This window comes from Aeribacillus sp. FSL k6-2211 (assembly GCF_037966125.1).
GTDB classification, from domain to species: Bacteria; Bacillota; Bacilli; order Bacillales; family Aeribacillaceae; genus Aeribacillus; species Aeribacillus composti.
Map to the genome: position 1 here is coordinate 1204986 of NZ_CP150190.1, position 21630 is coordinate 1226615.

Sequence of the window (21630 nt, forward strand, 5' to 3'; positions counted from 1 at the left end):
CAAAAATCAGGGATGAATGAATGTAGAAAGGTGAACAACATGAGCAATCGTTATAACATTTCGTTAGCACACCCGCTTTTGAACGGGAATGAAAAAAAATACGTATTGGACTGCCTTGAATCAACATGGATTTCTTCGGTTGGAAAATATGTCGATGAATTTGAAAAGAAATTCGCTGAATTTTGCGGAACAAAATACGCCATCACATGTGCCAACGGGACTGTTGCCCTGCACCTTGCTTTACTGGCATGCGGCATAAAACCAGGAGATGAGGTGATTGTTCCGACATTAACGTATATCGCATCAGCCAATGCTGTTTCATATTGCGGAGCCTCCCCTGTATTTGTTGACAGCGAGGAGAAAACATGGAATATCGATCCGGAAAAAATGGAAGAAAAAATTACCGATCGCACGAAAGCAATTATGGTCGTTCACTTATACGGACACCCGGTTAATATGGAGCAAGTAATGAAACTTGCTGAAAAATATAATTTGTATGTTATCGAAGATGCAGCTGAAGCACATGGTGCCGAATACAAGGGAGAGAAAGTTGGAGCAATCGGACATATAGGCTGTTTCAGTTTTTTTGGCAATAAAATAATTACAACGGGAGAAGGAGGCATGATTACGACAAATGATAATAAGTTGGATGAGAAAATCCGATTGCTTCGAAATCAAGGAATGGATCCAACAAAAAAATATTGGTTTCCTGTCATCGGCTACAACTACCGCATGACAAATCTTCAAGCCGCTGTCGGCCTCGGGCAGCTTGAGAACATTCAATTTCATTTAAAGAAACGCCGCACCGTTGCCACTTTATATGACCACTATTTAAAACCGCTGGGAAAATTTATTGAAACTCCAAAGGAACAAAGTTGGGCCCGTCATTCATTTTGGATGTATTCGATTTTGCTGAAAAACCGCTCAAAAGTAGATCGAGACCAGTTTATGAATCTCTTGAGAAATGATGGAATCGAGACGAGGCCAATTTTTTATCCAATGCATACATTGCCGCCATATCAAGAGACGGAAGGCCGTTTTCCAATTGCTGAAAACATTGCGCGGCGGGGAGTGAATTTGCCAACTCATGCTCTCTTAACAGAAGAAGAAATTCAATATATAGCAGAACGTATTTTATACCATTGCAAAGGATAAAAGATGATGAAGATATTAATCGGAAGCACGTATGTACCTTATGTGAGGGGCGGCGCAACGTTCATAGCTGATTGGCTAAAGGCAAAGCTAGAAGAGTATGGCCATCAAACGGAAATGTTAAAAATACCTTTTCTCTCTTACTACCCGACGATGCTTCAGCAAATGAAAGCAATTCGTTCTTTTCCAATAAGCGAAAATATAGATCGGTTTATTGCCATCAGACCTCCAAGCTATTTGGTGAAGCATCCGCAGAAAGTGATCTGGTTTATCCATCATCATCGAGGGGCTTACGATTTTTGGGGAACCCGCTATCAAGATATTCCGAATACTGATAGCGGAAGGAATATTAGAAACAGAATGATAGAAGCGGACAATTTGGCCTTTTCGGAAGCAAAAAAAATCTTTGCTAACTCGCATACCGTCAAGAACCGCTTAAAAACATTTAATCATATTGATGCTGAAGTGCTCTATCCTCCTTTATATGATCCTGATGCATTTTATTGCGATAAGTACGGTGATTTTCTTTTTTATCCGAGCCGAATCGTTCATCATAAAAGGCAGCAATTAGCCATAAAAGCCATGAAATACACTAGGTCAGGTGTAAAGCTCATTATTGCAGGAAAAACCGAATCAAAAGAAATGGCATTTCTTTTAGAACAAATGATCGAAAAGAATGGCTTAGCAAACAAAGTTTGGATTCTAAATAGATGGATCACGGAACAGGAGAAAATTGCATTAATGGCAAAAGCGCTCTCCTGCTTATATATCCCATATCAAGAGGATTCTTACGGATATCCCTCTTTAGAAGCCTATTACTCTCGAAAACCTGTTATTACTTGTACTGATTCCGGCGGCACACTCGAACTGATTGAACATGAAGAAAACGGACTCGTGTCACAACCGGATCCGAAAGAACTTGCCAAATGTTTTGATAGACTTTATTTCAGCAGGAAACTGGCTAAAAAGCTCGGTGAAGCAGGATATGAAAAATTGAAATCAATGGACATTTCTTGGAACCATGTTGTTCGGAGGTTATTGAGTTGAGAATCGCTGTTGTGAAAAACTTTATACCTTTCCAAAAAGATTGTATAGACGAATTAGCCAGGAAGTTAGTAAACAAAATAAGTCAATTCGGACATCAAACGGAAATTATCCACATCCCTTTTGATTGGACAGATTCAAAAGCTTTGATTGACCACGTGAAGTCGATCAGGCTGCTTCATCTTCAATGTTTTTTTGATCAAATTATTGCACTTGAAATTCCGGCCTGTTTCGTCGATCATTCGAGCAAAACATGGTGGCTTATGAACACCAGTTCTTTTTTTCAGGAGTTGGAAAAAAAGAATTTAAAGCCGCGTATGATCGATAAAGTGATTCACTTTGGAGCAAGATCAATTGCTGATGTTTCAGCCATTTATACACCGTCGATTAAAGATCGTGAATTCATCCAGAGACATTGGAAGAAAGACTGTGAAATATTGTCACATCCTTTATCTGAACATAAATGCTGGGACAAAGTCATCGAGAAACTCATCTGTTGATGTGAAGAAAAGACCGAATTTTGGAGGTGTCAGAATGATTGCACCAAGGATTTATTGGCTTTGCACTCATCAAACGCTGCGATATGAGGAAATTCCGTTGTTAATTGAGGCCGGCGCCGAAGTCATTCCATGTTTGGGAGACCGGTTTTGGTTAAAATTTGACAGCCGCTACGATGATGAAACAGACCGGCTTTATCCGCATTGGAGGAAGTCATGCACGCTTCCCACCAATATTGTGGAACAGATTAGAAGAATAAACATATTAGGAAAAAAAGGAAATTTGTCAACAGAAGAAGCAAAACTGATCAATCAATGGATCGATTGCATATTTGTTTCAAACTACCCAGAAATTTTGCAAAATATTAGCAAATGGTTTCATGGATACATTGTATTCCGTGTTTTTGGCCATGGAGATTATACAACTTATACGGAGCAAATGAACCGTCTTCATGTAGATATCGGTCAAATCACTGCATCCGAACGATATGTTTGGTGCCCGATATTACATTCTTTAGATGATCGGGAAGATAAGAGAATCATCAAAAATAAATTTTATTTAAATGCATTTGTATCAAAAGAAAGGCTTGAATTTGCATGGAAAGGTCCATTTTCCAAACCATATGTAAGCACGACGATTTCCTATTTGGACAGTAATCCTGCAGCAAGGGGGATTTTCGAAAATTTTATAAATGAATTTCAAGAGATTCCATTCGTTGTTCTTGGAAAAAATTCTAAAAATGCAGTTAAAGGCATATCCGACAAAATTCTTGGCCATTTGGACGATTTGTCATTTTATTCGAAAATTACAGAAAGCCGGATTTTCGTTTATTTCGGTTTAGGCTCCAACTACCATTTGCATTACACTCCGATTGAAGCGATTGAAATGGGAGTGCCAGTCGTTTTTCTTGAAAAATCAGGTCTGGCTCAAGAAGCACGCGATCACGGTATAAACGACAATGAACTGAAAAAAATCGGCATGTGTGCAAATCCAAAAGAAATAAAACAGTTTGTCTTGAGCAAAATGAACAATATTCAAGCTTTGCAAAACCTTGCGAACGATCAATCGAACGTATTTGGAAAAATATTCAGCCGCCAAGCAGCATTAACTAGAACGAAAATATTTTTCCGCCGCATAAGGCCGTACATTCGGGAACGTCGAAAAGAAGAGCGTGCACAAACAACGATTGCCAATCTATCAAAAAATACCTTATTCCGAAGTCCTGATATTCAAACGGATTTGCCGGTCATAATGGGGCAACGGACAGTTTTCAGTATGGAGAACATCAGCGGAACAACGGGAAAAATGATTTACGACCACAAAGGCGAATTTATTGCGAAGAGGGCTGAAAAAGGTTCAGATCCGGTTGGAATGTTGATAGGACAATATATTCAGAAGATGTCCCCTGGCAGGTATTCTTTTTCTCTTGAATTGATCAGTGGACAATCGTTTCCTTCATCTGTTGGAGTTTTTTCGATCGGAGTTTGGAATCCAGAGTTTCAATTGATTAGATCAACCGCTGTTTCCAATTTAAAGCAAGGAAAAAATATTGTTGCGTTTTCTGCGGAAATATCGCAACAAACAGCTGAACTATTGAAGGAAATTAGGTTTGTCTGGAATGGAAATCATACGTTTGAGTTAAAGAATTTAATCGTCGAAAAACTGGATTAATCTGAGGAAAGGGTGAGCAAAGTGAATGGAAATGAACTTCTTATTTTTCTTCACATCCCAAAAACAGGCGGTACGACTTTAACAAAAGTGATCGAACAACAATATCAAAACAATTTTCATTATGAAAAAGGGGATTTATCTAAACTAAAAATGGATCTGGATCGAGCTGAGACAATTTTAGGTCATCTGCCTTTTGGCGCGCATCGTTATGTATCTAAAAAATGCACTTATATCACAATGTTGAGAGAACCGGTTGAACACGTGACTTCATGGTTTTATTACCGCTATAAAAGCCCCTACCTCGACCCTTATGACGGCAGTTTTGAAGATTATTTAAACGATGACATATTCAATTTGACCTATAGCAATTTGCAAACCCGTTTTATTTGTGGGGATGATCCTCCAAGTTTTGAAAAAGCGAAAATGATTTTAACAACTTATTTTTCTGTCGTGGGCATTACGGAACTTTTTGCCGAGTCACTGTTTTTTATGAAAAAGAAGTTTCATTGGCAAGAAGTCTTTGTGGAAAAAAGTAATGTCAACCGCAATCGGCCTTTAAGAGAACACTTGCCAAAATCGACGATTGAAATAATATGTAAAAAAAATGAAATTGATTTAAAAGTGTACAATTTTGCTAAAAATAAGCTTTTAAAAAAAATAGCAGGGCTAGATGATCAAACGAAGCGTGAGCTCAATCAATTTAAAAGAAATTTTGCATCCATTTGAATTTGGATGGAAGGAGATGCCGTCAAATGAATTTTGCCGAATTGCGAAAAAGAAACAAACAATTACAAAAAATGTATGGCCATTGCGACAAGACGGTTGTGCATTTTTTGTCAAAAGTGCTTCAGCTGGATGGAAATGACTTCGTTTGGGAGCTATACAGACAAATACTTGAGCGGGAGCCGGAAAAAGATAGTTTGCAGGCTCTTGCTACACAGGCTTCTAGTAGTCACAAAAAGTTTGCAATAATTCTAAAAATGATGCAAAGCAAAGAGGCTAAAAAATTATATGCAAACAATCAATTGAAAAACAACGAACAAACAGTATTAAAATTTATAAGAGAGTGTCTGTTTACCCAAAATGAAGACTTCATACTTAAAATCTATGAACATTTTCTTCTTCGCAAGCCAAGACAAGAAGAATGGAATGATCAAATTCAGCGGCTTCAACAAGGCATTTCCCGAATCAAAATCATCTTTCGTCTCATCTATTCAGAAGAATTTCGAAAGCTTTTAATGGCTCTTGCTTTCGCTTCCAAAGTCCGGCCAGAAAGAGAACATCTTCATAAAGGAAGGAGCAAGGTGGAAAAATCATTTTCGAACAATGTAACAATAGGAGTATTTCTCTGTTACTCTATAAAGATTCACAATTTTGACGGCGAAGGGATTGGGCGTTTTGTCATAAGACTTCTTGAAGGAATGTTAAAAAACAACGGCCGTATTAAAACAATAATAGCAATAGAGGCGCTTAATTATGGCGTAATCCAACAGGCGTTTCAAACTTTGTTAAAAGTATTTCCTGCACAAATAAAGTTGATTCAATTTGATACAATTGGCTGGCTGAACGAAAACGTAATGGTTGATGGCTGGATCGTCCCATACGCCGGGATGAAACAGGCAGCTGATTTAAAACAGCCGATGATTCTCTGTCTGCATGATCTTGTTTACACACATTTTCAAGGTATGTATAAACAAAATAAAATCTTTTACGATCAATTTCATGAAACTGTAAAAAAGGTAGCAGAGAAAGCTAAAAAAATTGTATTTCATTCCGAATTTATCAGAAATCATGAAGGGCTGCATGTGCTAAAACTGCCTATTGAGAAAACGTGCGTAATCAGACTTGCTGCGCCGAGGGAGGAGTACAGCTCATCCGCTGTAACAACGGAAGAAGCATTTAGGAACAAATATAAACTGTATGGAAATTATATGACATATCCAACAGTGTTTCGCTGGCATAAAAATATAGAAAGGCTTATTGAAGCGTTTTTGCGATTTAGTAAAAATTATCCAGAAGCCGATCTGAAATTTGTTTTCACTGATCATTATGTAAACAGCCCTTTAGCTGGAAAGATAAAAGATATTTTGCAGAAGGAGCAAGTAGCGGACTTCAGAAACCGGATTATTTTTTTAGGTAGGCTGCCGTGGACTGATATTTCCCTTCTATATAAATATGCCATTGGCACAGTTGTTCCAACGCTTTTTGAAGGCAGCTGCCCGTTTCAAATGCTGGAATCATTACTTATGGGGACTCCTGTTGCTGTCAGCAATATGGAAGTGGTAAAAGAGATAGTTCATGATTTGAACGATTTTGTCCCATTTAATCCTTATCAAATAGAAGAGATTGAACGGGCGCTCTTCAACTTGTGGAAACAGCACAATTATCTCCTGCCAAAACAATTGGCGGCCTTTCGCTCAACTTTGGAGCGAACGTGGTCAGATGTATCAAGCGAATATTTGGCATTGATGCATGAACTCATAGGTTAAAGCTCGCTAATTTCTCTGAACTCTCATCTCCGTTTCCCTCTGCTATATTAATGTAATTGTTTATACTCGTTTATTTTTTTCTTAAAAATTTTCAAATGTTTTTTTGTCAAAAAATCTAAAGAGGAAATTCGATCGGTTAATCGCTGTTTGGCAAATTCATAAAGTTTTATATCTGTTCTATTGTTTTCTTTGATTTTTTCAATTGTTTCCTGGGAAATTTCATGTTTTGCGGGTCTTTTTTTTGTGACATTTGCTTTCGTATAAAGCGTGTTCGCCCATTGAAATTGTTTCATCAACAAAAATAAAGATTCATCAAACATGTCCGTAATGCCGACAACGGAAAAATGTGTTTCTAAATTTTTTTTTGCCTGTTCAAAATCTTCTTCTGATAGAGGAGAACCAAACTTTCCCCCTAAAATGTAATGAGTTTGCAAATTTTGATTCATTGGTGATTCCTGATATTCTTCCAAACTCATCTTTGAAACTTTTAAATGAGAATTATGCCAGGGAATGCTTCGGATAAAATAATACTCTGAAATGATCCGATCAACCGGATCTCTTAACAGTGTAATATAAGTGCTTGGCTGCTTGAAAACATGATGAACTCCGAAAGGCATGTGACCTTGCAAGCACTTGACATCTTTTTCAGCTATCTCCTGAAGCCGTGTTTCCAATTGTTGATGGTCTAAGTATACGTCGAAAACATTACTTCTCGGGTAATTTTTTTTGATGATTTTTTTTAATGTTGTTCCGCCGGTTTTCGGCATATGAAGATGAATTACTAAAGGGGCTTTTTTTTGAATATGAATCATTGTTCCCATTTTCATCCGCCTTTTTTACAATTTTTTATCATTTGCTGTTTTATATATAATTACAATATTTTTAGCAATGTATGAAAGTTCTAGGTTGTTCCTTTAATTTCTTTCTCTTTTAAGAGGCGGATGCAGTTCATGAAACCGTTGATGCGTTCATAAAATGAAGATATGGGGAGGAACGCGCAATGAATGTCATAAACACGATGTTCCCGGATGTCTTTCTGTTTGAACCAGACGTTTTTCTAGATGAACGTGGATATTTTATGGAAGCATTTAACGAAAAAACGCTGCAAAAGCTTGGATTTTCTTTCAAATTTGTCCAAGATAACCATTCTTTTTCCAACTCTTCTGGAGTTTTGCGTGGTCTGCACTATCAGCTTTCTGAAAAAGCGCAAACAAAGCTGATTCGCGTCATTAAGGGAGCTATTTGGGATGTGGTCGTTGATCTTAGAAAAGGATCGCCGACTTTCAAAAAGTGGGAAGGATTTATTTTATCAGAGAATAACAAAAGACAGCTTCTTGTACCGAAAGGCTTTGCCCACGGTTTTTGCACCATCGTCAAAGAAACAGAAGTAATCTATAAAGTGGATGAATTTTATTCACCGGAATTCGACCGCGGAATTTGTTGGAATGATGATGAACTTCAAATCAGCTGGCCTGTTCAAAAACCGATTCTTTCGGTAAAAGATGCAAGTCTTCCTCCGCTTCGTGAGGCAGAAAACGATTTTGTCTGGAGGAGTTGGCCGTGAACATTCTTGTTACAGGCGGATGCGGCTTCATCGGAAGTCATTTTATTCGCCGGATGATCGCGCGATATGCCGATTATAAGCTGGTGAATCTTGATTTATTGACTTATGCGGGGGATTTGGAAAACTTAGGAAATATTAAAGCGCATCAAAACTATATGTTTATTCAAGGCGATATTCAGGATCGGAAGCTCGTCCGACAAATCATTGAATCTGAACAAATTGACGCCATTGTCAACTTTGCCGCCGAATCCCATGTAGACTTAAGCATTCGCGAGCCGGAAGTTTTCGTCCGTACAAATGTGCTTGGAACGCAAACTCTTCTGGAAGCTGCAAAAGATTTCAGTATACAAAAGTTTGTCCAAATATCTACCGACGAAGTATACGGATCCCTTACTAAATTCGGCTGTTTTACGGAAGATTCGCCGCTGAAACCGAACAACCCGTATTCTGCAAGCAAAGCAGGAGCTGATCTTCTTGTGCGATCCTATTATAAAACGTACGGGTTAAACGTTAATATTTCAAGATCATCCAACAACTACGGCCCTTTTCAATATCCAGAAAAGCTGATTCCGCTAATTATTACAAACGCATTGGAGGGAAAGAGGCTGCCGATTTATGGAACCGGAGAAAACATCCGGGACTGGATATATGTAGAAGATCATGTTGCAGCTATTGATTTGATACTTCATAAAGGAAAGCCGGGAGAAATATATAATGTCGGCGGCCGAAATGAACGTACAAACAATGAAATCGCCAAGCTAATTTTGGAGCAATTGAATTTATCTGATGAATGGATCGAGTATGTGCAGGATCGTCCGGGGCACGATTTCAGATACGCGGTCAATCCTGAGAAAATTGAGAAAGAGCTTGGATGGAGGCCGAACCGCTTATTCAGGGATGGTTTAAAGAAAACGATTCAATGGTATGTGGAGCATGAATCGTGGTGGAAGCCGCTAAAAAAAGGTGAGAAGGGATGAAAATTGTTGTTACGGGAGGCAAAGGGCTGTTAGGGACAGACTTGACACAAATTATAAAACAGAAAGGGTATGAAGTTTTTTCTTTTGGCAAAGCAGAACTAGATGTTACGAATTTTGACAAAGTTTATAAAGCATTTCAAGAGGCTGAACCTGATGTTGTCATTCATGCGGCTGCCTTCACGAATGTAGATTTGGCGGAAAGAGAGCAGGATCTAGCTTATTTGATCAACGGAATAGGTACGCGAAACGTTGCGGTATTGAGCGAAAAAGTCGGAGCGAAGCTGATGTTTATCAGCACAGATTACGTTTTTGATGGGGAAAAGAATCGCCCTTACAACGAATTCGATGTTCCAAAACCGCTCAATATATACGGACATTCAAAACTGCTAGCAGAAACATTTGTCAAACAGTTCCATTCAAAATGGTTTATTGTCCGAACGTCATGGCTGTTTGGCGAAAAAGGGTTAAATTTTGTCAAGACGATGATCAAATTGGCGAAAGAAAAGAAAAACATTCAAGTTGTAAATGATCAAATCGGTTCGCCAACATACACGAAAGATCTTTCCGAAAAATTGATCGAGCTTATGGTTACGGAAAAATACGGGGTGTACCATATTTCTAATGCCGGAGAATGTTCATGGTTTCAATTTGCCAATCAAATTTTAAACGAAGCAGGCTACACAGATATCAAAATCATCCCTTGCACAACAAAAGAAATAAATAGACAAGCAAAACGTCCGCATTATTCCGTCCTTGACAATTTTGCTTTAAGACTAAATGGATTTGCCGGCCTGCGTTCGTGGGAAGAGGCTTTGAAGGAGTATATGGTGAACAATAGGGGACATTAACGAAACAAGGGGCTGTCCAGAAAGTCAAATCCCCATTGAAAACAAAAAATCATAACACCGATATATCAACGTTTCTAATACATTAAAGGGGGCATCAATAAGCCGTAAAAATGACTTATTAGACACCCCCTCAAGTTTGTTTCTTCAAATATTTGTTCAATTCTTGTTTTTCTTTAGCTGTAAGCTCATCCAGCATCTTCTCCAATTTTTCTTTTGCTTTACTATAAAGGGCAAGATCCAACTGATTTTTTGACTCAATGAGCTGGATCAAAGAATCGTCAAGATCACTTTTTTTCGGTCTGTTATTAGTTTGATTTACCTTTTGATAAGAAATATTTTTCCAACCTAAATGTTTTTTCATTAAAAAAATCGATTCGTTAAATTTTTCCGTAACGCCGACAACTGAAAAAAACTGCTCCATATTTTTTAGCGCAAGCTTTAAGTCAGGAATTTTTTTACCGGACATAAATCTCGTTTGGTGGTTGTTTACCGGAACATGAAATTCAGGATGTTTTTCTTGGACAAACTGTTCGAAGGTGACTTTTTTCGCCAATTGGTGCAATCGATTTTGCGGGCGTTCTAAGATAAAATAATAAGTGGAAATAACCCGTTCAACAGGATCTCTTAGCATGGAGATATACGTAAAGGACCGCTTTTGTATATGCTGATGAATTCCAAACCGATTGTGTCCATAGAGAGCCTTTATTTGTGTGTTATCCGCCTGTTTCATTTGTTGATTAAGATCGAGATCAGATCGAATAAGCATAATTTCTTTCAGACGGTATTGTTGTTCCATCAGTTTTCTAATAGTAAGTCCTCCGGTTTTTGGAATATGCATGAAAATAACGAGCGGAAGCCTCATGTGTTTTTTATACATTTGCTCACTCTCCTTAAAGTATCTATACTTTATGTTTTATGCATTTGAAGAGTGAATGTGTTTCTTAGAAAAAAATACATCAATTACTCATTTTTTCCAGAAATCGAGTCAATCATTTGTTTCAATCTGTTTTCAAATGAATCACGGCTTTTGGCGGTTTTTTGTGCATTTCGGCCGATTCGTTCCCGTTTCTGCTTGTTTTTCATATAACGATCTATTTTTTGTACGGCTTCTTGAAAGTCAGAAAAAATGCAAATTTCTTCTTCTTCCATAAAAAAATCTTCCAAGTCATCGCTTTTTTCAGCAATTTGAAAAGCTCCGCACGCTGCAAGATCAAACGTCCGATTGTTCAATGATCGAAATGGTATGAAGTCAAGCGTGTCATTATGGGAATCGTTGATGGGCCTTAAAGTGTTGACATTGATCTCCGCGCTGTTGTAATAGGATGAAGCGATGCCGGGAGAAACCCAACCGTAATGGACAGATACCCGTTTTTGTTGATGTTTCGAAAGATTTAATTTCCATAATCCAACTAGTTTTAGTCGGTAAGGCGTTTCCTTGATCAGAAGCTCCGCGAGTTTTTTTCGGTTCTCATACGGGTAGCCGATGATGCAAATATCGCTTTTAAAAAGAGGTGCCGCTTGTTTTGGATAAAATGTAGAAAAATCTGTTCCAAGCGGCAAATAAAAGGCGTTTTGAATTCCCTGTTTTTGATACCAGCCGGCGCTAAATCGGTCAACAGTAAAAACAAAGTCAAACCAAAAAGCATATTGTATTGTTTTTTTTAAATAGTAAGGATCTTCTGTCAGCCAAACCGTGGCAGGAACGTTTCTTTTTTTCATAAGTTTTAGTTTTTGCAGCGGAATTTTGTCGCCAATCATTGTTAAAGCAAGGTCTGGCTGAAATTTAAGTAGCAATTCTGTAAGCTTTTGAATCGGCTCTAAAGGGTGGTGAACGACAAATGGAATGGACAGTTTGTTAAAGGCGCGAAAAAGGGATCGGTCAAAAAACGTGTAGATTCCTTTATGGCCAGATGGAATGTAGAGAATTTTCATTAAAACATGACCGCCTTTTAATTTATAATAATTTTGTTTTCAAATGGAATGCCGTTTTTCTTTTCCTGGCAATATACAAAACCTTCAATGACTAGCGCTTCATCGAAATCATCTAAAGGGAAAACAATGTGAAATCCTTCAAAGGAAATTTTTTCGTATGGTTCGATCGCCATTTTTTCACTAGGTTTTAGCCAGTATTCCCCTTTTTCTTGAATTTGTTTTCGCCATTCAGGGTGCAAATACTTCCATTCCATGGAAGAATCAGTTTTATAGTTGAAATCATTTTCGTTTTGTTTTTTTGTTGTAATAATTTTTCCGCTGAATTGAACATGTTGATGAGGGTGGATTTTAATGCATAATACAGGATGGTGCAAAGTTTGTTCTGTAATGTTTTCTATCTCGGCATGGCCAAGAATCGTTACCGGATCACCGTTTTCATGAGGAAGAACAATCGAGTGTATAAAACGAGCGCGAATCGGGTCGTCCATAAAGGCGGTGTTTTCCTTTCCTACCGCATCAACCTCTTTTTGTTCAACGTGTTTCTCGTATAGTGATTGGAATAAAAATTGAGAAGTATTTAAAAGTTCATTTCGTTCAGCTGTCAATAAATCGATGCGAAATTGTTCTTTTTCAAGCCTTTTATCTAGTTGTGTAATCAATCGTTCTTTTTCCAACAATAGTTGATTGATCTTTTCGTCAGAAGATTGCTTTTCTTTTAATAGGTTAGTAACTGCTGCTTTTAACAGTTTTAATAGGTCGTTTCGTTCCTCTTCAACAATGGAAAGCTGCATGTTCATCTTCTCAGCATTTTTTTCAGCTTCTTTCAATTTGGATTGAACGTATTGGATTTCTTGTTCAAATTGTTCTTTTGCGATGCGATATTGTTCGCCGGTTCGGATGACTGCTTTGTAATATTCTGTTTTCTCCCGTTCTTGAAGAAGTTTATTCTGAACGCTTGCCAATTCGTGTTTGTATTTCGAAATTTCGGACTTATAGTGGATAAGCTGCTGCTGAAGTTGTAAATAATCCTGTTTGCCCCGTTTTGTTTTGTTCATTGAATCGCCTCCTCGGACAAATAAATATTTTGCTTTTTTCTTGAAAATAGAAAACAGTTATTAGCCATTTCTTTCAAAAAGAAGCGCTTTTAAAACATAATTGTAACAGGATATAAATGGAAGAAATTAGTCATTCTATCTGATTTTGACCAAGCCTGCAGTTGATTCTGATCATTGGTTTAAATCCCATATGTATACGGAATTTGGCGCATAAGCGGTTCAAAATCCGTATAAAGGGACGAAAACTTTCGAAAGCGCTGTTCTCGTTTAAGTTTCAACAAAACCATCTTTGAAAGAACAGTTTTTCTATACATATGTATGTTCACTTCTTTAAACACTTTCCCGGAAAAATGAGAGGAAAAATAAAAAGGGGAGGACATCCCCTTTTCCAGTTGATTTAGACATCCAAGTCGTAGTCGTCACCAGGGAAAATTTCCGGACATTGCGGCGGAACTTGCACGGCCGAACATGTAAGAGTTGTAGGCAGTTCGCGACGGGGTTTGCAAAATTTCCCTTCCACCTCAAGCTTCACTTGGGCTTCCATTTGCACATCTAGACAAATCATGATGGAAATATCTAGTTGGCTGAATGATGTATTATCACAAATCATGTTCGCGTCGCTTTCAAAAAAGGAAACATGGCTGTTTAATGTTGTGCCGGGTGGTGCGCAAAGGAAGAAGGTTTGAACCGTTGCAAATGGAATAGCATCTGACACACAAGTGACAGATCCTTGCAAATCGGAGAGAGTAACGACAATATACCCTCTGATGAGCACTCTTACTTTTTGAAGGGTAATTTTTCCATCCCTTGGCAAATGAACGACTACTGATTGACGACCTTGCGGCTGAACAATTTCTGTCACTGATATAGCGTTTGGAGAATTTGGATCAACGGGATTTCCTAAACTGTCTGACAAGTAGCAATTGACATTTACAGGCCCATCATCATACAGCGCACACGGATCTTCCGATGTACCTGTCACTCCTTCGCAATCAAAACCGATGGATGATAAATCTCTAAAGCTTAACTGAGGAAGATCAATTTGACGGCTCACCCAGTCATAAACTTTCGGAACGCGAATACATAATCTTTCTGTATCATGTCCCAAATGGCTCATGCTGTTACCTCCTAATCATTCTGATTTCCAAAACCTTCTTAGGTGTCGGACTACTGTATATTATGAGCAAACTGGTTAAATGTGCAGTGACAGGAGCGGAAATTTTGAATTTGTTTTGCTAAAAAAATCCCTTTCTTTGAAGCAATGAGAGAGAATCTCTATATTTGCCTATACGCACATGTCAATATACAAAAGTCATATGCATCTTTTTCCTGGGCTTTTGTCAACATTTTTCATTTGAGCTCATACATTTACAGTAAGGGGTGAGGAAGATGGCGCAAATAAATAAAGAATTTTTGCAGCGGATGAGAGCGGAACTTTCGTTTTATAAAGAAAAAGCAAAAGAATCGATAGAATTAGAAATATTATTGCAGGAAAAAGAACGGGAACTTGAAAAAATCATCAAAGAAAACGAGAAGCTAAAGGAAACGATCGAACAGCACCGCCAAAGCAATGATCGAAATCATGAGTGGGAGGAACAAAAAAAACTTTTAGAAAAAATCGAGGCGTTAAAAAAGCAATTAGCTGAAAAAAATCACCATCCGTATGAATATGAAAAAAAGGCTGATGAAAAGAAGCAGGGAGATTGGTTTTTCCGAAATTTAAAAGAAACGAAAGCTATTCAAGGAAGAGTTGAACCTCATGAGTGGAAAGAATATTTTATAAAAGAAAAAAACGAAAAGAACAACCAAAGAGAATTTCATTTTTTGATGATGGATGATGCGGCCAAAAACGATTAGAAGGAACACAGATCAACCTTATTCTTCATAGAATGGAATAAGGTTCTTATTTTTTGGAAGAAAGGGGAGAAGCACATTGAAAAAAAACGTAAAGGTTTATTCCGGTTCAATGGCAAAAGGAGATGTTTTTAAAAAGAAGATGATGAAAAAGAAAGCTTACCCATCCGACATAAAAATTTACAACTCATCGAGTTCCGGTGGCTGCGGCTGTGGGAAAAAAGGATTTTAAAAAGGGAAAGATGAACAAGCTAGAAAAGGAATTCGTCAAATGGATAGAAGGTATATACGAAGACCATGACAAAGTTCAGCAAAAATGTTTAAGCTGGATGATGAAAAAAGACGGTGAGCTTTTAGACCTTGAAAAAACGGCGGTAAAATTTGAAAAAGAGATCGAAAACATGGAAAAACATATTTAAAAGGGAAACGAAAAGTGAACCAAAACAGGTTGAAACCTCACTAAAAAATCCGCACTTGCCCATCTTGTGTGTCCACTCCAAATGAGGAACTGCTTCATACTGTATAGTGATGAATAAAGGAGGAGGTGCAGAAAAATGGGCTTTGGTTGCGGATATGGAGGATACGGCGGATACAGCTATCCTTATAGCGGCGGTTTTCATAACAACAGCTTTGTGCTAATCGTCGTTTTATTCATCTTGTTGATTATCGTCGGTTGTTCCTGTTTTAAATATTAATCTGTAAGTCTTTTACAAAACTAATGGTGAGTGCTGGTCACGGATGGATGTCCGCCTTTTAGAAGGCGGACTATACTTTTTCCTCATCACGTTTTCATTTCATTTTCATAAAATATTAAAGCCTGTTATACAGGACATTTCGACAATTTAGGAGGGGACGAATTTCAGAATGGATCATATTTTTAAAAATATTGAGAAAAAAACCGGCGTCAATATGAAAGATGTGTTTGAACTGGCCAATTCCTTGCAAAATTCCAATTTCAACGATGAAGCAACCGTCAGAAAAGTGATCAAGCGGGTTGCACAATTGGCAAATCGGCCGGTTTCAAGAGAATTAGAAAATAAAATTGTCAATGCGATTGTAAATGGAAAAGAGAATATGGATTTTAACACCATCGCCAATATGCTGGACAATAAGAAAAAATAGCGCGTCAGCGGGAGTACTCCCGCTGACGGTTTTATAGCAGCATTGGTTATAAAACCCCACAAGAGCTAGAGGACTACATTCGGCGTACTGCCTAATGGCTATCTTAAGATTGTGCACCCGCTTTACATGGAGTGGCGGGCATGATGGCCTTGTTTGGCGATGCCGATTGTTTTACACTTCTGCTTTATGGCAGCATGGAAGGAAAAGAGAAAATAGGGCAGCTTTTTTCCATCCAGACTTCTGCCAATTAAGATAGCAGAGCTGTTCAGCCAACAGCAGATTATGCGAAACGAAAACTGCGAAACAAATGTTAGAATGGATGAAAAATATTCTTAGACGGCTAAGACTGGCCGTATGAAATCCATAAGTTCTTGAGATGCGCTGCTCTTTAAATTGTGAGCTGCCAAAATCGTACCGCTCAGGACCTCTCGAATCACGTATAAGGTTTCATTTCCTTTTTCAGGTTGAACTCCATCAATAAACAATATGATCCCGCCATGTTCATTGACCACTTTTTGGAGATCATCCTTTACAGTCTCTTTGACATTGGCTCGAAGTAATAAAGCATAACGTTCATAAAGTTTCTGTACTTGACGGTCTGAGATTTTTACTTTCTTCTCTTTCAAAATAGAAGCCATTTCTGTTCGTGCTTTATGTTCTTTAAAGCGTAAATGGCCAATATATGCAATGACATCCATACCATAAGTAATGTGCTTCATACTTAAATGTTCAGCTTGTGCCGAACGATAAACTGTTGTGTTAGAACAAGATGGGTTTTCACAGCGATATCCCATATTCACGATCTTGAATTCACCATCTAAAGTGGAAATGGTTTTCTCCAAACTGGATGGCAATATGTAAGTTTTTCACCACAATCGGAGCAATGAGTGATTTCAGGACGAAAATACTTTGTATCTATAGGAGTTAATCGGTTTTTTGTACGCATAAATAAACATCAACCATTAAGATTTATAAGTCAATTATAACTTAAATCTCAACTTAGTGTTATTTATTCCATCTAAGAAAATATTTCAATTTCCAGCAAAAGCACATACATGAGTTTCATGATATGCTTCGAAACAAGCTAAAATTTTTGGACAAATAATCCGTTGTTTTGATCCCATTCCGCGTAAAAAACATCTTTCGCGTCTTCCACACTGTAAGCGAGAAGCTGCTGCTGAAGCCATTTTTCATCGAAACCTGCTTCCTTTAAATTTTCACTAACCACTTCGCCGTCCATAATAATCGTGTAGGGTATGGTAGCAGGCGAAGATAAAAGATTTAAATCCCTTCGGGTCGGCTTATCAAATTCCGATTTTTTCAATACGCTGATTGTGCCGTCCGTTTCAAGAATTGCGTATTCCACTTCACGGACCGAAAAAGCTCCTTTTGCTCTTAGCAAATGTTGAAGCTGGTTCATATCAAGCTTGTTTTTTTTCAGCTGATCCCGTAAAATTTTTCCTTTGTGGATGACCATTGACGGAGCGCCCTCCAGTATTCCTCGGGTTCTTCTCCATTTTTGTGTGATGAATTCCAACAAATAGATTAACATTCCCCATATCACGACCGTAAATAATATTTTTTCAATCCCCATTTTCACATCATAAACAGCATTGCCAACCAGCTCGCCTAAAACGAGTGCAGAAATAAAATCGAACGTCGTGATTTGCGTAATTTGTGTTTTACCTAGTATTTTTGTCAGAAGAAAAAGGGCAAAGAATCCGAAAATCAGTTCAGTGGCAATTCCTACAAATTCCATTCCCATCACCTTTGCTAAGATCGGTAATGGTTAGGTTGTCCCAACTGCCAAAATTCATGTACATTTTTTAAAAACTATGGGAAGGTGTGCGGCGGAGAAAATGGTGAAACATTCAAATTGATCTGAATGTAATGAAGGGATTTTTAACCTCTTTTTCACGCTTTCTGACCCTTCAAAATGAAAGACCGCAATTCGCGGCCTCGTTTGTTTTTCAGCTTTATGAATGTGGATGTAACGTTTTTTCCATCGTGACATGAGGAATGCCCGCATCCATAAAAATATCGGAAACGGTTTGATATCCATGCTTTTTATAAAAATTTTCCGCTTGTGTTTGAGCGTTTAATTTTATTTTCTTTAATCCTTTTTCGGCCGCGAGTTTTTCAAGTGTTTCCAAAATGATATTTCCCGCTCCTTTTCCTCGGTATTGTGGCAGAACACAAATTCTCTCAAGCTTTCCGGTGTCGCCAATAACACGAAACCTGCCGGCTCCTACAGGCTGATTGTCGTCATAAAGCACGACATGCTCGGCAAAGTCTTCATATTCATCGAGCTCAATTTCAATTGGAACGTTTTGCTCCTCTACAAACACTTTTTTTCTAACATAAAAAGCATCATTTCGTTGTTTTTCATTAATAGCTTTGACTGCCTTCATCAATCTCGTCCTTCTCCAAGCAGGAATGTTTCATAAACAGTCCATGAGCCGTTTTCTAATTGATACAAAATATGGAATCGGTCAATCGTTTCCTCATGTTGAATTTTTAACATTTTTAAACGGCCGAGAACGTCAGAATGTTCATCATCCGATAAATTTTGTCCAATTGTAATGTGAGGTACGAAAGCGTATTCAGGCTTCTCTTTAAATTTTCCTTGATGGAGAAGCTCATGCAATTTTGTTAATTCCGGATTTGGTTCAACTTTTAAATAAATAACGTTATTGACAGGAGCAAATGAACTGAATTTGTAGACAGAGAGTTTAAAAGGCTTCACTTGTTTCGCAATTTTCCTAAGTTCTTTCACAATATCGCCAATTTCTTTTTCGTCAGCTTCAAACGGTGCCTTCAATGTTAAATGAGGAGGGACAAGCGCATAATGCGGATCGTAACGTTTTCTATATGAGTTGGCAATGTCTTGCAACTTTTTTGAAGGAAATAACACAATTCCGTACTTCATTTTTTTGGCCTCCTTGATATTTACTCGTATTCTTTATTATAACAACTTAAAGAATCAATTTTCATGATACAGCAAACATTTTTTTTAATATGTCTTTCAGCAGCGGCTGCCAATATGTCCAGCGGTGATCGCCGTCAAATTCTTCATAAATGCATTCGAATCCTTTATGTTCCATTCGTTCATGAAGTTTTTGATTGATTGTGTAAAAATCTATTATTTTCCCATCGGTCGTTTTTACGCTCGTTTCCTGTTTCCCGATTTGATGATAAATAGATAATAAAGAAGGCTGTGAAAAAGCATCGATCGCTTCTAACACCTTTTCATCCACATATGGTGATTGCATAATCACTTTTCCAAATGTATGCGGATAATACAGCGCTGCCATAAGTGAAACGGTTGCAGCCAGAGAATCACCGATAAGCGCACGGCCTCTTCCTAATGGCAAAAGTGGAAAACGTTCTTCTAAAACAGGAATTAATTCATGAGCTAAAAATCGGATATAGCTGTTGAACTGGCTTCCATCGGGATGATATTTTCTTCTTCGATCTTGAATGTCTTTATAAGGAATGCCGACGACGATCAAATCTTCAATCGTTTGCTGCTCTGTTAATTCCTCAACAAAACGCGCGATCCTTCCCAGTTTAAAGTAGTCTCCACCATCTTGGGCGATGAGAAGATGATGATGAGATAATGGAGAAAAAGAAGTCGGCAAAAATATGAGCAAAGAAACTTCTTCCCCCAGCTCTTTGCTAAAAAATGTTTCTTCTTTAATAGGTGCGACTTTTTGGGCCATACCAATTCCTCCAAAATGACTAATTACCAGTTAGGCTGGACTTCTCATTATTTTATCACTCTTTTGAAAAGTCTCCAACAAATAAAAAGGTTGACAAAATAAAAAATGCTTATATAATGATAACGACTAATCCGATAAGATAGGTAAGAATGATCATATACTGGGGGAATTACTTTGTCTGTCCAAATTGCGCATATTTCAAAAACATTTCAACATCATGGCGTCTCCCAAACGGTTCTTGACCAAATTGATTTGACTGTGCAGAAAGGAGAATTTGTTTCTATTCTTGGTCCTTCTGGCTGCGGGAAGTCAACCTTATTATCGATTGTTGCCGGGTTAACAGCCCCCACATCGGGAAAAGTGCTGGTAAACGGGAAGGAAGTAAAGGGACCTGGAAGCGACCGGGGAGTAGTGTTCCAACAGGCAGCCCTTTTTCCATGGCTGACAGTTGAGGAAAATGTCATGTTTCCGCTGAAGAAAAAAATGCCGAAGGAAGAAGCGAAAAAAAAGGCGTACGAATATTTGGCCATGGTTCAATTAAGCCAATATGCCAAGCATTCTCCGCACGAGCTTTCCGGCGGCATGCAGCAGCGCGTATCGATCGCAAGAGCTTTGGCGATGGATCCTGAGGTGCTCTTAATGGATGAGCCGTTCGGAGCGTTGGATGAGCAGACGAGATCACGCCTGCACGAAGTGTTGGAAAAAATTTGGATCGATACGAAAAAAACAATTCTTTTTGTTACGCACAGCATCCAAGAGTCGTTAAAATTATCGGACCGTATTATCGTCATGGGTACAAGGCCTGGGAGAATTATTGATGAAATAGAAGTGTCTTTTCCGAGACCACGTGATGAATTTAGAAAGCAGCTTGCTGAATATGAAGAGCGCATTCAAAAGCTGTTGAAGTCAGAAATTGATAAAGTAGTGAAAGAGGAAGAAAGTTATGCAGCAGGTCGTTAAACGAATCATTTTTTATGCAGCCGCACTGGGTATATGGGAAGCAATCGTCAAGTTGTTAAATATTAAGGCTGTCGTCTTTCCGGCTCCGAGCGATATTTTTCAGGCATTGTGGAACGGTTTTGCTGATCTAACTCTTGTTTATGATTTGCTGGCAAGTTTTCAGCGGCTGGCAATCGGGCTTGTGATTGCACTTATTCTTGGAACAGTGTTAGGCGTCGTTTTTGCAAAATCGAAAGTAATTGATGATACCATTGGCTCTTTAATTTTGCCGTTGCAAAGCGTGCCGAGCATCGTTTGGCTGCCTCTAGCCATCATCTGGTTCGGTTTAAATGAAAAAGCGATCATTTTTATTGTCGTGCTCGGTGGAACGCTTGTGATGACATTGAATATGCGGACAGGGATTAAAAGCGTTCCTCCAATATATACAAATGCGGCAAGGACAATGGATTACAGCGGATTTTCTCTGTTTACACACGTGATTTTTCCAGCAGCCATCCCGCATGCAGTAACTGGTGCAAGGCTTGCTTGGGCGTTTGGGTGGAGAGGCCTGATGGGTAGCGAACTGTTAAGCACCGGCCCGGGTTTAGGCTATACGTTAAAATTCGCATCAGATTTTGGCGATATGGCGTTAGTGATGGGCATTATATTTATCATTGCCTTAATTGGAATTTTAGTAGATTTAGTTTTTTTCAGCAGAATTGAAAAGAAAGTGATGAAAAAATGGGGATTGCTTGAACAATAA

At 38.3% G+C, this 21630-nt stretch carries 26 protein-coding genes; 16 read left to right on the forward strand and 10 right to left on the reverse strand.

From position 1 onward, the window contains the following. Nucleotides 1-39 precede the first annotated feature (39 nt). From NSU19_RS05950 to NSU19_RS05975, 6 genes are read left to right on the forward strand one after another with little or no spacing between them, the layout of a single operon-like run. Nucleotides 40-1155, forward strand: a complete 1116-nt coding sequence (locus NSU19_RS05950) for a DegT/DnrJ/EryC1/StrS family aminotransferase (protein WP_339199214.1) — start codon at nucleotides 40-42, stop codon at nucleotides 1153-1155. Nucleotides 1156-1161: 6 nt separating this feature from the next. Then, nucleotides 1162-2199 (forward strand): glycosyltransferase family 4 protein, encoded by a 1038-nt coding sequence (locus tag NSU19_RS05955; RefSeq protein ID WP_327862826.1) that lies wholly within the window; start codon nucleotides 1162-1164, stop codon nucleotides 2197-2199. Further along, nucleotides 2196-2696, forward strand: a complete 501-nt coding sequence (locus NSU19_RS05960; RefSeq protein WP_339199217.1) for a hypothetical protein — start codon at nucleotides 2196-2198, stop codon at nucleotides 2694-2696. Before NSU19_RS05955 ends, NSU19_RS05960 begins: the two co-directional genes overlap by 4 nt. 34 nt (nucleotides 2697-2730) lie before the next feature. Beyond that, entirely contained in the window at nucleotides 2731-4365 is a 1635-nt protein-coding gene (locus tag NSU19_RS05965) for a hypothetical protein (protein WP_339199219.1), read from the forward strand. Between the two features lie 21 nt (nucleotides 4366-4386). Then, on the forward strand, nucleotides 4387-5091 hold the full coding sequence (locus NSU19_RS05970) for a sulfotransferase family 2 domain-containing protein (protein ID WP_339199221.1): 705 nt from the start codon (nucleotides 4387-4389) through the stop codon (nucleotides 5089-5091). A 26-nt stretch (nucleotides 5092-5117) separates the two neighbouring features. Continuing rightward, nucleotides 5118-6854, forward strand: coding sequence for a DUF4214 domain-containing protein (locus NSU19_RS05975; RefSeq protein ID WP_339199224.1), 1737 nt, complete (start codon nucleotides 5118-5120; stop codon nucleotides 6852-6854). Between the two features lie 47 nt (nucleotides 6855-6901). Here NSU19_RS05975 and NSU19_RS05980 read toward each other — a convergent pair whose 3' ends face one another. Next, complete coding sequence (locus tag NSU19_RS05980) at nucleotides 6902-7675, reverse strand: sulfotransferase family 2 domain-containing protein (protein ID WP_339199227.1); 774 nt, start codon at nucleotides 7673-7675, stop codon at nucleotides 6902-6904. Nucleotides 7676-7854: 179 nt separating this feature from the next. Here NSU19_RS05980 and rfbC point away from each other — a divergent pair, with 179 nt between their 5' ends. Genes rfbC through rfbD form a run of 3 tightly spaced genes read left to right on the forward strand, consistent with a single transcriptional unit; the run spans nucleotide 7855 to nucleotide 10243 of the window. Then, nucleotides 7855-8418, forward strand: coding sequence for a dTDP-4-dehydrorhamnose 3,5-epimerase (gene rfbC / locus NSU19_RS05985; protein WP_327862832.1), 564 nt, complete (start codon nucleotides 7855-7857; stop codon nucleotides 8416-8418). Then, on the forward strand, nucleotides 8415-9395 hold the full coding sequence (rfbB, locus tag NSU19_RS05990) for a dTDP-glucose 4,6-dehydratase (protein ID WP_339199230.1): 981 nt from the start codon (nucleotides 8415-8417) through the stop codon (nucleotides 9393-9395). The genes rfbC and rfbB overlap by 4 nt, the downstream gene beginning before the upstream one ends. Beyond that, on the forward strand, nucleotides 9392-10243 hold the full coding sequence (gene rfbD / locus NSU19_RS05995; protein ID WP_327862834.1) for a dTDP-4-dehydrorhamnose reductase: 852 nt from the start codon (nucleotides 9392-9394) through the stop codon (nucleotides 10241-10243). Before rfbB ends, rfbD begins: the two co-directional genes overlap by 4 nt. A gap of 130 nt (nucleotides 10244-10373) precedes the next feature. Here rfbD and NSU19_RS06000 read toward each other — a convergent pair whose 3' ends face one another. The 4 genes from NSU19_RS06000 to NSU19_RS06015 form a co-directional block, all read right to left on the reverse strand. Then, nucleotides 10374-11120 (reverse strand): sulfotransferase family 2 domain-containing protein, encoded by a 747-nt coding sequence (locus NSU19_RS06000; RefSeq protein WP_339199232.1) that lies wholly within the window; start codon nucleotides 11118-11120, stop codon nucleotides 10374-10376. 83 nt (nucleotides 11121-11203) lie between these two features. After that, nucleotides 11204-12175, reverse strand: coding sequence for a glycosyltransferase (locus NSU19_RS06005; RefSeq protein ID WP_339199234.1), 972 nt, complete (start codon nucleotides 12173-12175; stop codon nucleotides 11204-11206). Nucleotides 12176-12192: 17 nt separating this feature from the next. Next, nucleotides 12193-13230, reverse strand: a complete 1038-nt coding sequence (locus NSU19_RS06010) for a hypothetical protein (RefSeq protein WP_339199236.1) — start codon at nucleotides 13228-13230, stop codon at nucleotides 12193-12195. 397 nt (nucleotides 13231-13627) lie between these two features. Further along, on the reverse strand, nucleotides 13628-14347 hold the full coding sequence (locus NSU19_RS06015) for a hypothetical protein (RefSeq protein WP_339199238.1): 720 nt from the start codon (nucleotides 14345-14347) through the stop codon (nucleotides 13628-13630). Between the two features lie 272 nt (nucleotides 14348-14619). On the opposite strand from NSU19_RS06015, the gene NSU19_RS06020 reads away from it, so the two are divergent. The 5 genes from NSU19_RS06020 to NSU19_RS06040 all read left to right on the forward strand — a co-directional run bounded on the left by NSU19_RS06020 (nucleotide 14620) and on the right by NSU19_RS06040 (nucleotide 16206). Continuing rightward, complete coding sequence (locus NSU19_RS06020; RefSeq protein ID WP_327862839.1) at nucleotides 14620-15087, forward strand: hypothetical protein; 468 nt, start codon at nucleotides 14620-14622, stop codon at nucleotides 15085-15087. 76 nt (nucleotides 15088-15163) lie between these two features. Beyond that, on the forward strand, nucleotides 15164-15316 hold the full coding sequence (locus NSU19_RS06025) for a hypothetical protein (protein WP_327862840.1): 153 nt from the start codon (nucleotides 15164-15166) through the stop codon (nucleotides 15314-15316). Nucleotides 15317-15326: 10 nt separating this feature from the next. Further along, nucleotides 15327-15503, forward strand: coding sequence for a hypothetical protein (locus tag NSU19_RS06030; protein WP_339199241.1), 177 nt, complete (start codon nucleotides 15327-15329; stop codon nucleotides 15501-15503). 135 nt (nucleotides 15504-15638) lie between these two features. Further along, on the forward strand, nucleotides 15639-15779 hold the full coding sequence (locus tag NSU19_RS06035; RefSeq protein WP_327862842.1) for a YjcZ family sporulation protein: 141 nt from the start codon (nucleotides 15639-15641) through the stop codon (nucleotides 15777-15779). 169 nt (nucleotides 15780-15948) lie between these two features. Further along, a complete protein-coding gene (locus tag NSU19_RS06040) occupies nucleotides 15949-16206 on the forward strand; it encodes a stage VI sporulation protein F (RefSeq protein WP_327862843.1) in 258 nt (85 codons plus the stop codon). A 332-nt stretch (nucleotides 16207-16538) separates the two neighbouring features. Here NSU19_RS06040 and NSU19_RS06045 read toward each other — a convergent pair whose 3' ends face one another. From NSU19_RS06045 to NSU19_RS06065, 5 genes are all read right to left on the reverse strand, one after another. Beyond that, nucleotides 16539-17006 carry a hypothetical protein gene (locus tag NSU19_RS06045; RefSeq protein ID WP_339199244.1) on the reverse strand — a complete coding sequence of 156 codons (468 nt, stop codon included), beginning with the start codon at nucleotides 17004-17006 and terminating at the stop codon, nucleotides 16539-16541. Between the two features lie 284 nt (nucleotides 17007-17290). Beyond that, a complete protein-coding gene (locus tag NSU19_RS06050; protein ID WP_339199246.1) occupies nucleotides 17291-17965 on the reverse strand; it encodes a DUF421 domain-containing protein in 675 nt (224 codons plus the stop codon). 217 nt (nucleotides 17966-18182) lie between these two features. After that, nucleotides 18183-18617, reverse strand: a complete 435-nt coding sequence (locus tag NSU19_RS06055) for a GNAT family N-acetyltransferase (protein ID WP_339199249.1) — start codon at nucleotides 18615-18617, stop codon at nucleotides 18183-18185. After that, nucleotides 18617-19135 (reverse strand): YjcG family protein, encoded by a 519-nt coding sequence (locus tag NSU19_RS06060; RefSeq protein ID WP_094245364.1) that lies wholly within the window; start codon nucleotides 19133-19135, stop codon nucleotides 18617-18619. The genes NSU19_RS06055 and NSU19_RS06060 overlap by 1 nt, the downstream gene beginning before the upstream one ends. A 61-nt stretch (nucleotides 19136-19196) precedes the next feature. Further along, nucleotides 19197-19928, reverse strand: coding sequence for an alpha/beta hydrolase-fold protein (locus NSU19_RS06065; protein WP_339199251.1), 732 nt, complete (start codon nucleotides 19926-19928; stop codon nucleotides 19197-19199). A 174-nt stretch (nucleotides 19929-20102) separates the two neighbouring features. On the opposite strand from NSU19_RS06065, the gene NSU19_RS06070 reads away from it, so the two are divergent. Further along, a complete protein-coding gene (locus NSU19_RS06070; protein ID WP_063387523.1) occupies nucleotides 20103-20888 on the forward strand; it encodes an ABC transporter ATP-binding protein in 786 nt (261 codons plus the stop codon). Continuing rightward, on the forward strand, nucleotides 20872-21630 hold the full coding sequence (locus tag NSU19_RS06075; protein WP_094245366.1) for an ABC transporter permease: 759 nt from the start codon (nucleotides 20872-20874) through the stop codon (nucleotides 21628-21630). The genes NSU19_RS06070 and NSU19_RS06075 overlap by 17 nt, the downstream gene beginning before the upstream one ends.

Bases quoted from the DNA above. Each gene is read 5' to 3' on its own strand.
- NSU19_RS05950 (WP_339199214.1), top strand. From the start codon at position 40: ATGAGCAATCGTTATAACATTTCGTTAGCACACCCGCTTTTGAACGGG.
- NSU19_RS05955 (WP_327862826.1), top strand. From the start codon at position 1,162: ATGAAGATATTAATCGGAAGCACGTATGTACCTTATGTGAGGGGCGGC.
- NSU19_RS05965 (WP_339199219.1), top strand. From the start codon at position 2,731: ATGATTGCACCAAGGATTTATTGGCTTTGCACTCATCAAACGCTGCGA.
- NSU19_RS05975 (WP_339199224.1), top strand. From the start codon at position 5,118: ATGAATTTTGCCGAATTGCGAAAAAGAAACAAACAATTACAAAAAATG.
- NSU19_RS05980 (WP_339199227.1), bottom strand. From the start codon at position 7,675: ATGGGAACAATGATTCATATTCAAAAAAAAGCCCCTTTAGTAATTCAT.
- rfbC (WP_327862832.1), top strand. From the start codon at position 7,855: ATGAATGTCATAAACACGATGTTCCCGGATGTCTTTCTGTTTGAACCA.
- rfbD (WP_327862834.1), top strand. From the start codon at position 9,392: ATGAAAATTGTTGTTACGGGAGGCAAAGGGCTGTTAGGGACAGACTTG.
- NSU19_RS06000 (WP_339199232.1), bottom strand. From the start codon at position 11,120: ATGTATAAAAAACACATGAGGCTTCCGCTCGTTATTTTCATGCATATT.
- NSU19_RS06005 (WP_339199234.1), bottom strand. From the start codon at position 12,175: ATGAAAATTCTCTACATTCCATCTGGCCATAAAGGAATCTACACGTTT.
- NSU19_RS06010 (WP_339199236.1), bottom strand. From the start codon at position 13,230: ATGAACAAAACAAAACGGGGCAAACAGGATTATTTACAACTTCAGCAG.
- NSU19_RS06015 (WP_339199238.1), bottom strand. From the start codon at position 14,347: ATGAGCCATTTGGGACATGATACAGAAAGATTATGTATTCGCGTTCCG.
- NSU19_RS06020 (WP_327862839.1), top strand. From the start codon at position 14,620: ATGGCGCAAATAAATAAAGAATTTTTGCAGCGGATGAGAGCGGAACTT.
- NSU19_RS06030 (WP_339199241.1), top strand. From the start codon at position 15,327: ATGAACAAGCTAGAAAAGGAATTCGTCAAATGGATAGAAGGTATATAC.
- NSU19_RS06035 (WP_327862842.1), top strand. From the start codon at position 15,639: ATGGGCTTTGGTTGCGGATATGGAGGATACGGCGGATACAGCTATCCT.
- NSU19_RS06040 (WP_327862843.1), top strand. From the start codon at position 15,949: ATGGATCATATTTTTAAAAATATTGAGAAAAAAACCGGCGTCAATATG.
- NSU19_RS06050 (WP_339199246.1), bottom strand. From the start codon at position 17,965: ATGGAATTTGTAGGAATTGCCACTGAACTGATTTTCGGATTCTTTGCC.
- NSU19_RS06055 (WP_339199249.1), bottom strand. From the start codon at position 18,617: ATGAAGGCAGTCAAAGCTATTAATGAAAAACAACGAAATGATGCTTTT.
- NSU19_RS06060 (WP_094245364.1), bottom strand. From the start codon at position 19,135: ATGAAGTACGGAATTGTGTTATTTCCTTCAAAAAAGTTGCAAGACATT.
- NSU19_RS06065 (WP_339199251.1), bottom strand. From the start codon at position 19,928: ATGGCCCAAAAAGTCGCACCTATTAAAGAAGAAACATTTTTTAGCAAA.
- NSU19_RS06075 (WP_094245366.1), top strand. From the start codon at position 20,872: ATGCAGCAGGTCGTTAAACGAATCATTTTTTATGCAGCCGCACTGGGT.